Source organism: Streptomyces sp. DSM 116793, assembly GCF_057320905.1.
In genome coordinates, this window is sequence record NZ_CM170494.1 from 2,611,975 (window position 1) to 2,625,690 (window position 13,716).

A 13,716-nucleotide genomic window follows, 5' to 3' on the forward strand; every position below is an offset into this window, starting at 1 on the left:
AGTGCCGGGCGCCGCGGCGGCGGTGGGTGGTCAGCCGACCACCAGGGCCGGTGTCCCGGCCGGCCCGGTACCCTCCGACGGTTCGGCACCGTCGCCCGCGAGCAGCCCCGCCAGGTGCCCCGCGACGGCGGAGACGGTGGGCTTCTGCCACAGCAGGGTCGCGGGCAGGCTCTGGCCGAAGCGCTTCTCCAGACGCCTCCTGACCATGATCGTCAGCACCGAGTCCAGGCCCTGCTCCACCAGGGAGCGCAGCGGGTCCAGGTCCTCGGACCTGAGCTTCATCTCGGCGGCGACCTGCTCCCTGACCTGCTCGACGAGCCGGTCGTGGAGCTGGTCGGCGGTGAGGCCGGTCAGATCTTCGTCGCCGCCGTCCGCGGCGGCCGCCGCCGCGGCGTCCTCGGCGCGGACCTCGCTGAGCACCGGCAGGCCGTCGCCGTCCTCTCCCGGGGGGCCGACCCGCAGCACGGCGTACCCGCCGGGGCCGTGCCGCTCGGCCAGTTCCCAGGCCGCGAACGCCTCGTCGGGCGAGAGGCCGGCCGCGGCGGCGCCGTCCGTGGCAGCACGCTCGCCCTCCCCGGTGCCGCGCTCCCCGGTACCGCTCTCCGCGTGCCGGGGCGCGAGGCCCAGGCTGAGGGTGCGGTCGCCGGCGGTGCCGCCGCGGTGTGCCGTGAGTGCGTCCAGGAAGGCGGCCGTCGCGGCGTCCGCGGTGCACCCGGGCAGCCGCAGCAGGTGGCCGCAGGACGAGAAGAACACCAGGAAGTCCATCTGCCCCGCGGGGAAGAGCCGGTGCAGCACCCACGCACCGGCCATCCGCGGCTTCAGCGCGGCGCGCAGGGTCCCCTCGTCGAGGTCGCGCAGCGCTTGCGCCTCCGTGTCGGGGGTGACGTGCACGATGCCGCGGATCGGGGGCAGGCCCAGCAGGTCGGGTTCGCGCAGCAGCCGGGCGCGGTCGGCGTCGGTGACGTCGAGCGGCAGGGCCCGGACCGTCACGCCGCGGCCCTCCAGGGCGCGTACCCCGTCGATCCAGCGGCGCTGTGCGTCGTCGGCCGGGCTGTCCCATGCGGAGCGCGGCGGGAAGGGCCCGCTGTCGGCGAGCACCAGGCGCCGGGCGCCGCGGTCGGCGAGCCGGCTCGCGACCGCGAGGCCGAGCGGGGTGAGGCCGCCGGTGACGAGATAGGTGCCGTCGGGGCGGCAGTCCGGGGCGGCGGGCGCCGCCGCGCCGCCGGTGCGGGCGAGCCGGGCCACCTGCGCGGTGCCGTCCCGCAGCGCGATCACGTCCTCGCCGGGCGCGGCGGCCATGATGCCGAGCAGCGCCTCGGCGGCCGCGGCCGGATCGAAGGACGGGTCCACGTCGAGTGCCCCGCCCCACAGGCCAGGGTGTTCGCCCGCGACGGCCCGCCCGGCGCCGGCGAGGGCGGCGAGCGGCAGGCCGTCCTCCGTCTCGCTCCGCCCCGCGCCGCCGGTGAGGCACCAGAGCCGGGGCGGCTCGGCCCCCGCCGCGCCGGCCGTCACCCGCTGCACGGTCCTGGCGAGCAGCCAGGCCAGGCCGGCCGCGGCCTCGTCGGCGGGCACGCCGGGGTCGTGCGGCGGTGCCACGAGCAGCAGGTCGGTCGGCGCTTCCCGGCCGGCGCCGGGGGCGGCCAGCATCTCCGGGACGGGCACGGCGGTGCAGGTGTGGCCCGCGTCGGTCCAGCGGTCCGTCAGTTCGGCGGCGAGCTTGGTCTCGGGGCCGACGAGGACGATGCGCCGGGCGGCCGGGGTCCCGGAGCCGGTCGGAGCCCCGGAGGCGCCCGCGTCCACGGCACCGGTCACGTGCACCGCGTCCACGACGCCCGTCCCGTCCACGGTCCGAGCGGCACCGGCCGCGTCCACCGGCCCGCGCGGGCCGCCCCGCCCGCCCGCGGGCAGCTCGAACGGCCGCCAGACGAGCCGGTGCACGAGGGTGCGCGGGTCCGCGGCGAGCGGCTGCTCGGCGCCGATCACCGCGTAGACCAGGCCGTCCATGCGGGCCACCACGCGGCCCGTGCCGTCCATGACGGCCACGTCCACGGCGTCGGCGCGGTCGGCGCGCACCTTGATGTCGACGGTGACGTGCTCGGGCGGCGCGCCCTGGACGGTGACCTCGCCGACCTCGACGACCATCCGCAGCACCGGGTCGCCGGGGTAGGTCACCGGGGCGAGGGTCATCATCGCGTCCAGCACCGGCGCCCAGCCGGGCCGTTCGGTGGGCTCGGTGCGCACCCGGCCGCGCAGGGCGCCCGTGCCGCGCCACAGTTCCTCGATGGTCCACGCGAACCCGGTGGAGGGCACGCCGACGGCGGTCAGCCGCTCGTGGACGAGGGTGGTGGGCACCGGGGCCAGGTCCTCGTCGCCGGTGAGCGGCGAGCCGGCGAGCGCGCGGGGCGCGGTGGCGCCGGCGGGCAGGTCGGCCTCGGCGTGGGTGAGCCAGGGCGCGTCGTCGCCGCCGTCGGCGGCGCGCGAGGAGAGCCGCAGCGCCCCGCCGTCGTGCACGACCTGCACCTCGCGGCGGGCGGCCGTCATCAGCGGCTGCCGCATGGAGACGCCGGTGAGGGTGGGCGGCGCGGTGTCGTCGTCGCCGACCGCGCGGAAGAACGAGGTGAGGAAGACCGCGGCGGGCACGATCTCGACTCCGTTGATGCTGTGGCTGCCCGGGTAGGGGCGGTTGGTGTCGTCGAGCCAGGTCCGCCAGAGCCGCACCTGGCTGCCGGCGACCGGGGTCGCGGAGCCCAGCAGGTGCTGGGAGGCCGGATCGTGCCCCTTGCCCTCGCCGCCCGAGCCGTACTGGGGCACCCGCCACAGCGAGCGGTGCCGCCAGGGGTTGGTGGGGGCGGTGACCAGGTCGCCGGCCGGCTGGAGGCGCGTCCAGTCCACCGGGACGCCGTGGCAGTGCAGGTCGCCCAGGGCGGTCAGGAACCGCTGCTGTTCCGGGGTGTCACGGCGCAGGGTGCCGCCGACGAAGACGTCCGCGTCCTCGATGCCGGCCGTCTCGCTCAGCGTCTCGCTGATGGAGTAGGTGACCACGGGGTGCGGCGAGATCTCCAGGAAGGCGCGGTGCCCGTCCTCGGCGGCGGCGGCGACCGCGGCCGCGAGGCGCACCGGGTTGCGCAGGTTGGCCGCCCAGTAGGCGCCGCCGCCGTACACGCCGGTGCCGCGCGGGTCGTCGAGGGCGGTGCTGTAGACGGGCAGTTCGGGGCGGTGGGCGGCGAGGCCGGCGGCGGCCTCGGTGAGGCGGTCGAGCAGCGGGTCCATGTGGGGGCTGTGGAAGGCCACGTCGGAGGCGACGCGGCGCATCACGATCCCCTCGGCGCCCCACTCGGCCACCAGTGCCTCGACGGCCGCGGGGTCGCCGGCGACGACGGTGGACGCCGGGGAGGAGGCGATGGCGGCCGTCAGGCCGGGGCGTCCCGCGAGGCGCTCGGTGACCGCGTCGAAGCCGAGGCCGGCCATCGCCATGGCGCCCTTGCCCGCTACCTCGCGGAGCAGCCTGGAGCGGCGGCAGATCAGCCGCGCGCCGTCCTCCCTGCCGAGCGCGCCGGAGGTGACGGCGGCGGCGATCTCGCCGACGGAGTGGCCGATGACGGCGGCCGGCTCGACGCCGTGCGCCCGCCACACCGCGGCCAGGCCGAGCTGCATCACGAAGATCATGGTCTGGATGCGGTCGACGGACGCGAAGTCGCCGTCGGTGAGCACCTGGCGCGGCGAGAAGCCGATCTCCTCCCGGAAGACCGGTTCGAGGGCGTCGACGACCTCCGCGAACGCGGGTTCGGTGGCCAGCAGGTCGCGGCCCATGCCGGTCCACTGGGAGCCGTGCCCGGAGAACACCCAGACGAGCCCCGCGCCCTGGTCCGGCAGCGGGGTGGCGGTGACGACGCCGTCGGGCTCCTCCTCGTCGGCGAGGAAGCGCAGCTTGGACGCCAGGTCGCCCCAGCCGGTGGCGGTGACCGCGGCCCGGTGGTCCAGGTGGGAGCGGCGCACCGCGAGGGTGTGGCCGAGGTCGGCGAGCGAGGCCTTCGCGCCGTGCTCGGAGAGCCAGTCGGCGACGGCGCCCGCATGGGTGCGCAGGGCGTCGTCGGAGCCGGCGGAGAGCGGGTAGAGCCGGGGCCTGGGCAGCGCGCCGGTGGCCGGCGCGGCGCGGTCCGCGGCCGGCCCGGGCCGCTCGGGGGCCTGCTCCAGGACGACATGGGCGACGGTGCCGCCGTACCCGAAGCCGGAGACGCCGGCGCGCCGGGGGCCGCCCGCGGCGGGCCACGGGGTGCGCTCGGTGACGACCCGCAGCCCGGAGGCCGCCCAGGGGATGTCGGGGTTCAGCTCGGTGAAGATCGGGTTCGCGGGGATCTCGGCGTGGTCGAGGGCGAGCACGGCCTTGATGACGCTGGCGATGCCGGCGGCGCCCTCCAGGTGGCCGATGTTGGCCTTCACGGAGCCGATCAGGCAGGGGTCCCCGGGGCTCCGCCCGGTGCCGTAGACGGCGGTGAGCGCGGCGGCTTCCTGGGGGTCGCCGAGGCGGGTGCCGGTGCCGTGCGCCTCCACGTAGCCGACGGTGCCGGGGGCGATGCCGGCCTGGGCGCAGGCGCGTGCCATGACGTACTCCTGGGCCTCGCCGCAGGGCGCCATGATGCCGGGGGTGTGGCCGTCCTGGTTGACGGCGCTGCCGCGCACCAGGGCGAGGATCCGGTCGCCGTCCCGCTCGGCGTCGGCGAGCCGCTTGAGGACGACGACGCCGCAGCCCTCGCCGCGTCCGTAGCCGTCGCCGCCGGCGTCGAAGGCCTTGGAGCGGCCGTCGGGCGCGAGCGCCCCGGCCAGGTTGAGGGTGACGGTCTCGCCGGGCGACACCAGCAGGTTGACGCCGCCGACGAGCGCGAGCGTGCTCTCCTTGAGGCGCAGGCTCTGGCAGGCCAGGTGCAGCGCGACCAGGGAGGCCGAGCACGCGGTGTCCACGGCGAGGCTGGGGCCGCGCAGGTCGAGGACGTGGGAGACGCGGTTGGCGACGGCGCAGCGGGCGGCGCCGATGCCGCTCCACGCGTCCATGTGCGGCAGGTCCTCGAGGAGCTGGCGGCGGTAGTCGTCGGTGCAGGAGCCTACGAAGACACCGGTGTCGGTGCCGGCCAGGCCCAGCGGCGGGATGCCGGCGTTCTCCAGCGCCTCCCAGGTGACCTCCAGCAGGATGCGCTGCTGGGGGTCCATCAGCTCGGCCTCCCGCGGGGAGATCCCGAAGAACTCGGAGTCGAACCCGTCGATGCCGTCGAGGAAGCTGCCGCGGGCGACGGTGCCGCGCAGCACGGAGGCGTAGTCGGGCCCGAGGTCGGCGTAGCACTCCCAGCGGTCCGCGGGCACCTCGGTGGTGGTGTTCGCGCCGCTGAGCAGCAGTCGCCAGAAGTCCGCCGGGGTGTCCGCGGCGCCGGGGAAGCGGCAGCCGATACCGACCACCGCGATCGGCTCGGCGCCGGGCCCGCTGTCGTCGGCACCCTCCGGGCGCGGTCCGCCCGGTCGTCGCCCTTCGACCATCACTGTTCATTCCCTTCGAGATCACCGGGTGACCTCTGGGGCCACGACCCTGGCGGTGGATGACGGAGCACAACGGAGAGCCACGGCGCGCCCGGGCCGGGCCCAGGGCGCCGGCCCGGTACCCGGCGGGGCGGTGCGGCCCGGCGGAACCGGGCGGGGCGCGCGCCCCTCGGTGGTTCGGGCCCGGGAGCCGGGGGCCCGGGAGCCGGGGGTCCGGGAGGGGCCCGGACGGCGGTCAGGCGGCTCCCGGCGGGGAGGTGAGGATTCGGATGACGGCGGCCGAGATGACGACGCCGGGCCCGTTGGCGAGCATCAGCATGTGGTCGCCGGGGCCCAGTTGCCCCGTGTCGAGCAGGTGGTGCAGGGCGAGCATCTGGTCGCTGGCGCCGCAGTGCCCGACGGTGCGCCCGAAGTCCCAGGTGGACTTGGACATCGGCAGCCCGAGCGGGGCCATGCAGCGCTGCTCGACGATCTCGCGGGAGCAGCTCATGTAGGCGACGCGGGTGATGTCGCCGAGGGTGACGCCGGCCTCGTCCAGCGCCTGCTGGACGACCTGGGGCTGGCGCTCCTGGACCTTGGCCATGGCGAGCATGCCCGGTGAGGGCTTGCCGCCGGGCGCCCTGGCCGCGGCCCTGCGCCGGGCCTCGCCGCCGCGGGCGCCGAAGTTGACGCCGCTGCCGAGGGTGATGCTGGGCGGGAAGAGAGGGGTGGCGCCCCGGTGCAGCACCTCGGCCTCGGCGACGGTCGCCGAGGTCACCGACAGCAGCTGGGCGAAGCCGGGCTCCTTGGTGAGCACCAGCGCGCTCGCCGCGTCGCCGCCGATGTAGCCGGCGCCGATGTTGAAGCGGTCCATCATCGGGGTGCCGTAGTTGTCCGCCGCGACCAGCAGCGCGGCCTCGCGCTCCGGCACCGCGAGCAGGTAGCTGGCGGCCAGCTCCATCGCGCTGAACATGCCGTTGCAGCCCTGCCGGATGCCGGTCGCGGGCACCTCGCCGCCGACCAGGTGGCGCTGGAGGTAGGCGTGCGGGAGCCAGCCCTCCGGGCCCTGGTGCCAGGTGCTCGCGTAGAGCAGCAGGTCGACGTCCGACGGGTGCCGGCCGCAGCTCTTGAAGGCGTCGCGGGCGGCGGAGAGCGCCATCTCGGGCGCGGGCGTGTCGCCCGCCACGGCCGCACCGGCGAGCTGGTGGAGCTCGATCTCCGCCTCGTCGTACAGCCCCTGTTCGACGGCCGACTCGACGCTCATCAGCGTCGACGGCAGGTAGACCCCCAGACCGCTGACGAACATATCGGACAAGCGCACGGATGTGTCCCCTCTTCCGTTTCCCCACTCCCGGGCCCCCGTGGCCGCGTCCGGCGGCCGCGTCCGGCCGCCGGACGCCACCCGGTCGGGCACGGCGCCCGGCCCGGCACGGCACTCGGACACCGCCCGGCGTGCCCGCCGGTCGGCGGCCCCGCGGGAAACGCCACAAACACGACTGCCGCCTTGCCGGTGAGTCTCGTCCGCGGTCCTTAAGCCCTCCTAACCCCGAACTTTCGTCGCATCGGGCGGCAATGGAGCCCCACCGGCGCCCCCGGGCGCCGCACACCCCGCCGAGCAGCGCCCGCAGCCGCCGGAACGCCGCGCCCCGTCCCCACTCCCTGCCGCCGGGGCTGTTCGCGACCGTCATGCTCGGCGGGCTGCCCGGCCGCTCCGCGCCGGCCGCGGCAGGGAACGCTCCGGCGACAGGGAACGCTCCGGCGACAGGGGTCCGTGGAGCGAGGCGACAGGGGTCCGTGGAGCGAGAAGAACGCTCCCGCAACGCACATCGCCCGCCCGGCGATCGAGGACGAACCCGAAGGGCGGCAAAAGGGCGAACCGCCCGGCCCGGCCCGCATATGCTCGAAGGATGATCGCACCCAGCGCGTTCCGCCTCCTGCCGTCGCCACGCCCCCCGCTGACCGGTCGGACCCCGGCCGCCGGGGATGCCGCACCGGCCGGGACGCCCCCGGACGGCGCACCGGCCACCGCCGAGCGGCTGTCGCTGTGGATGCTGAACGTCCGGGACGAGGCGGACACCGCCGTCGAGCTGGCCCCCGACGTGCTGGACCCCACCGAGCAGAAGCGGGCCGCGGACTTCCGCCGCGAGGAGCACCGCAGGGCCTACATCGCCGCCCACGTGGCACTGCGGGTGCTGCTCGGCGCCCGGCTGGGGACGGAGCCCGCCGCGGTGCGGTTGACCAGGGAGCCCTGCCCCACCTGCGGAGACCTGCACGGCCGCCCCGCCGTCGCCGGCGCGGCCGGCGGCGGCCTGCACTTCTCGCTCTCGCACAGCGGCGACCTGGCCCTGGTCGCCATGGCACCGGTCACCGTCGGCGCGGACGTCGAGGAGACGCCCGCGCTGAAGGTCGCCGACCAGACCGCGCACATGCTGCACCCGGACGAGTCCGCGGAGCTGGCCGCGCTCCCCGACGAGGAGCGCGCCGCGGCGTTCGGGCGGGTGTGGACCCGCAAGGAGGCCTACCTCAAGGCGCTCGGCACGGGTCTGTCCCGGGGGCTCGCCCTGGACTACGTGGGCACCGGGCCCACTCCCCCGCCGGGCCCGCCGGGCTGGACGCTCATCGACGTCCGCGCCCCGCAGGGGTACCTCGCGGCGGTGGCGATCCAGGCGTAGGGCCACGACCGCGCGGCCCGGGCACACGTTCGCCGCCCGGGCGACGCACGGCGTCCGCGTACGGCGCCCCGGGCCGCCCTCACCCCGGATAGAGCTCCTCGATCCGCCCCGCATACGCCTCGGCCACCGCCTGCCGCCGGACCTTCAGCGACGGCGTCAGCATCCCGTTCTCCTCGGTGAACTCGCCCTCGACCAGCACGAACCGCCGGATGGACTCGGCGCGGGAGACCGCTGCGTTGGCGTGGTCGACGGCCTTCTGGACGTCGGCGACCATGCGCGGGTCGCGGATCACCTCGGACATCGGCGTGCCGGTGGGCATCTTCCGCACGGCGAGCCAGTGGGCGACGGCGTCCGGTTCGAGGGTGATCAGCGCCGCGACGTAGGGCCGCCGGTCGCCGACCACCATGCACTGCCCGACCGGCGGACGGCTGCGCAGCCGGTCCTCCAGCACGCTGGGCGAGACGTTCTTGCCGCCGGAGGTGACGAGGATGTCCTTCTTCCGTCCGGTGACGGTCAGGTAGCCCTCGTCGTCCAGGGCGCCGAGGTCGCCGGTGGCGAACCAGTCGTCGGTGAGGACGGCGTCGGTGGCGGCGGGGTCGTTCCAGTACGAGTCGAAGACGATGGCGCCCTTGACGAGCACCTCGCCGTCGTCCGCGATGCGGATCGCGGTGCCGGGCACCGGCCGGCCCACCGTGCCCGGGCGGGGGCGCAGCGGCGGCGTGATGGTGGCGGCGGCGGTGGTCTCGGTGAGGCCGTAGCCCTCGTAGATGACGATGCCGGCCGCGAAGAAGAAGAGGCCCAGCCGCCGGTCCAGCGGGGAGCCGCCGCTGATCGCGTAGCGCAGCCGGCCGCCGACCTCCTTGCGGATGCGCCGGTAGACCAGCAGGTCGTACAGCGCCCACGCCAGCGTCAGCCCGAACCCCGGCCCCTCGCCGGTGCCGAGGAACTCGCCGAGCGCGGCCTCCGCGTACCGCACTCCGAGGCGGTCCGCGCGCTCGAAGGACGCGCCGCGGCCGATGCTCTCGGCGGTGGCCCGGTCGGTGTCGTGGATCTTCTCGAAGAGGTAGGGGACGCCGACCACGAAGCTGGGCCGGAAGGAGCGGAGTTCGGGGCGCAGGTCGTCCGGGCGGATGCTGGGGCAGTGGCCCAGCTCTATCCGGGCGAGCAGGCAGGCGATCTGGATGGTGCGGCCCAGGATGTGCGCGAGCGGCAGGAAGAGCAGGGTGGCTGCGGCCTGCCCGGTGACCGCCTTGAAGACGGGGTGCAGCAGGTCGATGGTGTTGGCGGCCTCGGCGTACAGGTTGCCGTGCGTGAGGACGCAGCCCTTGGGGCGGCCCGTGGTGCCCGAGGTGTAGCAGACGGTGGCGATGGTGCCGGGGGTGAGGGCGCCGCGGCGCCCCGTGATCTGGTCGTCCGCCACGTCGCGGCCGAGCCCGGTCAGTTCGGCGAGCGCCCCGGCGCCGACCGGTCCGTCCGCGGGGCCCTCGCGGGTGACGCCCTCGGCCTCGGCTCCGGTGCCCGGTTCGATCTGCCGCACCCAGGGCCGCTCGCCCTGGGGCAGCGCGGCCACCGCGGCCTCGACGACGGTCGCGTTCTCGGGGGTCTCGGCGATGACGAAACGGGCGCCGGAGTCCCGCAGGATCCACTCGACCTGCGCGGCCGACGACGTCGCGTAGATGGGCACGCTCTGGCCGCCCGCGGCCCAGACGGCGAAGTCCAGCACGGTCCACTCGTAGCGGGTGCGGGACATCAGGGCGACCCGGCCGCCCGGCTCCAGGCCCGCCGCGATCAGGCCCTTGGCGACGGCGGTGACCTCGGCGGCGAAGGCGGCCGCGGTGACCGGCCGCCAGGTGCCGCCCGTCTTGCGGCGCAGCACGACCGCGTCCGGGGCCTCGGCGGCGTTGGTGAAGGGGATGTCCGCGATGCTGCCCGTGGCGGGGGTCGCGGCCAGCGGAGCGGTGCGTGCCTCGCGCACGGTGCCGTGCGCGTCGCGGACCAGCTCGACCGTGCCGCGGGCGGCGAGATCGGCACGGCGCCCGGCCCGCTTCAGATCCCTGCGTACGCCCATGACGGCTCCCGTTCGTGCGCCGGCGGATCCTTCCTTACTCCCAAGTCAACTTACTCACGCGTAAGAAACCATTTCAAGCCCGCTTCAAGCCCGCGGGTCCGCCCCGAAGTCGCCCGCCCTGCGGCGGGTGCGGCCGCGCCCCGGCCCTCTGGGGGCGCGGCCGTCACCTCGTGCGGGCGCGCATATGCATCCGCTCGCCCTGCTCACCGAAGATGATGAGCAGTTCCAGGGGCTGGCGCCCGGCGTTCGCCAGCCCGTGCGGCACCCGGGTGTCGAACTCCGCCGCCTCCCCGGCCCCCAGCAGGAAGTCCTTCTCGCCCAGGGCCAGTCGCAGGGTGCCGGTGAGGACGTAGAGCCACTCGTGCCCCTCGTGCACCCGCTGTTCCAGCCGCTCGGGGAGCCGTTCGGGCACCGGCATGATCTGCTTGTAGGCCCTGAGACCACCGGAGTAACGGGTGAGGGGCACCCACACCGAGCCGTTCCGGGTCACCGGCCGCGGGTGGATGCGCGGGTCGCCCGTCGGTGGCGCGCCGACCAGCTCGTCCAGCGGCAGGTGGTACGCCCGCGCGAGGGGCAGCAGCACCTCCAGCGTGGGGCGCCGCCGGCCGGACTCGATCCGGGACAGGGTGCTGACGGACATGCCGGTCAGCTCGGCGAGCTGTTCCAGCGTGGCACCGCGCTGCCTGCGGATGGCCCGCAGCCGGGGCCCGACCGCGTCGAGCACGGCGTCGAGGCCGTCGCCCGCGGCGGTCTCGACCGCGGGGGCCTTCGCTGCGGGGGCCTTCGCCGCGGGCGCCTTCGCCGCAGGGGCCTTCGCCGCAGGGGGCGACGACCGGGGCGGGGAGGCGGGCCGGGAGCGCGACGACGGCTGGGAGCGCGAGGACGGCTTCGGGGTCATGCCCGCAATGTTGCGCTTTCGGCAAGCCGTTTCCACTCCGCCGTACGGCCGCGCCCCTGGGCAGGCCGGGGTGCGGCCCCCGCATCCGGTGGCCGCACCCGTTCGGCGCACCCGTTCGGCGCACCCCGTCCCCGCCTTGCGTCAAGGCCACGCGGCCGGAGGCCGATGGAACGGGGCATGACGTCCACGCGCTCCCCCGTCCGCGGCTCCGAGCCCGCGGCGGACCGCGGACGGCCGTGCCCCCGGCCGCCGCTGACGGCCCGTCTGCCGGTGGCGGCTGTGCTCTGCCTGCCGGTACTCCTCGTCGGCGTAGCCGGGTTCCAGCACCGCTGGATGTCCGACGACGGCCACATCTACCTGCGCACGGCCCGTCAGATCCTGGCGGGCCACGGTCCCGTCCTCAACGCCGGTGAACGCGTCGAGTCGTCCACGGGAACGCTCTGGCAGTGGCTGCTGGTGCTCGCCGGACTCCCCGGCCTGGACCTCGCGACGGCCGCGGTCTACGGCGGCCTGCTGCTGACCGTGCTCGGCTTCGCCCTCGCGACCCTCGGCGCGGTGCGCCTGCACACCGGCACGGCACGCCCGGGCCCCGCCCGCGCCGTCCTGCCGCTCGGCTCCCTGGTGCTCGTCGCGCTGCCGCCCGTCTGGGACTTCGCGACGTCCGGCCTGGAGACCGGCCTGACCACCTGCTGGCTGGCGGGCGCCTGGCTCCGGCTGGTGACACGGCCCCGCTCGGCCGCGACCAGCGCGCTGCTGGGCCTCGGACCCCTGGTCCGCCCGGACCTCGGCCTGGTGTCGGCGGTGCTCCTCGCGGCGCAGTGGGTGTGCGCGCGCCCGCCGTGGCGCGCGGCGGCCGGCGCGCTCGGTGCTGCGCTCGCCGCGCCCCTCGCGTACGAGGTGTTCCGCGCGGGCTACTACGGGCACCTGGTGCCGCTGCCCGCGGTCACCAAGGAGGCCTCGGTGAGCCTCTGGGCCCGCGGTCTCGGCTACTTCGGCGACTTCATGGCCCCCTACCACCTCTGGGTCCCGGCCCTCGCCGTGGCGGCGGGAGCGGCGGGTGCCGTGCGGGCGACGGGGGCCGTGCGTGCGGCGGGGGCCACGCGTGCGACAGGTGCCACACGGGCGACAGGTGCCGCGCCGGCGACCGGGCGGCCGCGGCCCGGGCGGGTCCGCGGCCGCCCGGCCGCCGTCCCCGCCGCCACGCCCGCCCCCGTCACCGTCCGCCGCGCGCAGGCCCTCGCACCGGTCCTCGCCGGAGCCCTGTGCTGGCTGTACGTGATCAGGGTCGGCGGGGACTTCATGCACGGCCGGATGCTGCTCCCGGGCCTGCTGCTGGTGCTGCTCCCGGTGTTCGCCGTGCCCGCGGGCCGGATCCAGGTGTGCGCGGTGGCCGTGGCCGCGGTCTGGGCGGCGGGCTGCGCGGCCTGGCTGCGGGTCGGCTACGAGGGGCGGGTGGGCCCGGCCGGGATCGCCGACGAACGCGGCGTGTACGTGCGCCAGAACGCGTCCGCGCATCCCGTGCACCACCGCTTCACGGCGGCACCCCTGCTGCGCCGGTACGCCGGGACGGTGCGCGCGGCCGCGCACGACGGCTCGGCGGCGCTGGTGCTGGACGGCGCCCGGCTGCCCGGTGCCGGGCCCTCGGTGACCGGGGTCCACCTCATGCTGGGCTTCAACGGCACCGTGGTCCCGCTCTCCGGCGCGGCGCTCGACCCGATCGGTCTCGGCTACCCGCTCGCCGCGCACACCGAGCGGGAGGCGGGCGCCCGGGTCGGCCACGACAAACACCTCCCGCGCGCCTGGATCCTCGCCGACCGCGGCGCCCCCAGGGGCCTGCCGCCGGGCACGACCAGCGCGCCGAGCACGACCGGGGCACCAGGGGCACCCCGGACACCGGGAACACCGGGAACACCGCGCACGCCGGGCGCGGCCCGCGGCCACGTGAGCGCCCGCGAGACGACCCGCGAGCGCGCCCCCGGACGGGCCCGGGTCGCCGCCGCCCGTCGCGCCCTGCGCTGCGGCCCCCTGGCCGACCTCACCGCCGCCACCCGCGCCCCGCTCACCCCCGCCAGGTTCTGGCGGAACCTCACGGGCGCCTGGCACCGCACCACGTTCCGCTTCCCGGCCGATCCGGTCCGCGCGGAACGGGAGTTGTGCCACAGACCGCACCGTCCGGAGAGGACCCCCTGAGCCGAGGGCACACGCGAGGCCCGCCGAGTCCACCGCCGGGGACACGCCCGCCCCGGCCGGCTCCCCGCCGACCGGGTCCTCTTCCCGGCAACCCGCGCCATACCCGGCCCTCCCCAGCCTCCCCGGCCACGCCCGGCCCCCTCCGGCCACGCCCCGGCCTCTTCCCGACCTCTTCCCGGCCTCTTCCCGGCCACGCCCCGCCCTTTCACGCCGTTCTCGCGCCCTTCCGGGCCCACCCCCGCACCGCGTCTTGTCTGATGACCGATCCAGTCCGACGCTGATGGTTCTTGTCGCCTTTCGTTCGGAGTCGTCGTATGAGTGCCCACGAACCGAGCCACCGACCGACCTACCGACCGAACCACCGACCGAACCACCGACCGAGC

At 76.4% G+C, this 13,716-nt stretch carries 6 protein-coding genes; 2 read left to right on the top strand and 4 right to left on the bottom strand.

Annotation, left to right across the window (positions count from 1 at the left end; genetic code table 11):
- Positions 1-30: 30 nt before the first annotated feature.
- Together ACSMXW_RS10430 and ACSMXW_RS10435 are read right to left on the bottom strand one after the other, a co-directional pair.
- A complete protein-coding gene (locus ACSMXW_RS10430; protein WP_485805488.1) occupies positions 31-5,526 on the bottom strand; it encodes a type I polyketide synthase in 5,496 nt (1,831 codons plus the stop codon).
- A gap of 235 nt (positions 5,527-5,761) precedes the next feature.
- Positions 5,762-6,826 (bottom strand): ketoacyl-ACP synthase III family protein, encoded by a 1,065-nt coding sequence (locus ACSMXW_RS10435; RefSeq protein WP_485805490.1) that lies wholly within the window; start codon positions 6,824-6,826, stop codon positions 5,762-5,764.
- A gap of 586 nt (positions 6,827-7,412) precedes the next feature.
- Between ACSMXW_RS10435 and ACSMXW_RS10440 the strand changes: the two genes are divergently transcribed.
- Positions 7,413-8,177 (top strand): 4'-phosphopantetheinyl transferase family protein, encoded by a 765-nt coding sequence (locus tag ACSMXW_RS10440; RefSeq protein WP_485805491.1) that lies wholly within the window; start codon positions 7,413-7,415, stop codon positions 8,175-8,177.
- Between the two features lie 79 nt (positions 8,178-8,256).
- Here ACSMXW_RS10440 and ACSMXW_RS10445 read toward each other — a convergent pair whose 3' ends face one another.
- Together ACSMXW_RS10445 and ACSMXW_RS10450 are read right to left on the bottom strand one after the other, a co-directional pair.
- Positions 8,257-10,245 (bottom strand): AMP-dependent synthetase/ligase, encoded by a 1,989-nt coding sequence (locus tag ACSMXW_RS10445; RefSeq protein ID WP_485805493.1) that lies wholly within the window; start codon positions 10,243-10,245, stop codon positions 8,257-8,259.
- 163 nt (positions 10,246-10,408) lie between these two features.
- Positions 10,409-11,143, bottom strand: coding sequence for a helix-turn-helix domain-containing protein (locus ACSMXW_RS10450; RefSeq protein ID WP_485805495.1), 735 nt, complete (start codon positions 11,141-11,143; stop codon positions 10,409-10,411).
- 177 nt (positions 11,144-11,320) lie between these two features.
- Here ACSMXW_RS10450 and ACSMXW_RS10455 point away from each other — a divergent pair, with 177 nt between their 5' ends.
- Positions 11,321-13,333, top strand: a complete 2,013-nt coding sequence (locus tag ACSMXW_RS10455; protein WP_485805497.1) for an arabinofuranosyltransferase AftB family protein — start codon at positions 11,321-11,323, stop codon at positions 13,331-13,333.
- The last annotated feature ends 383 nt before the right edge of the window (positions 13,334-13,716 follow it).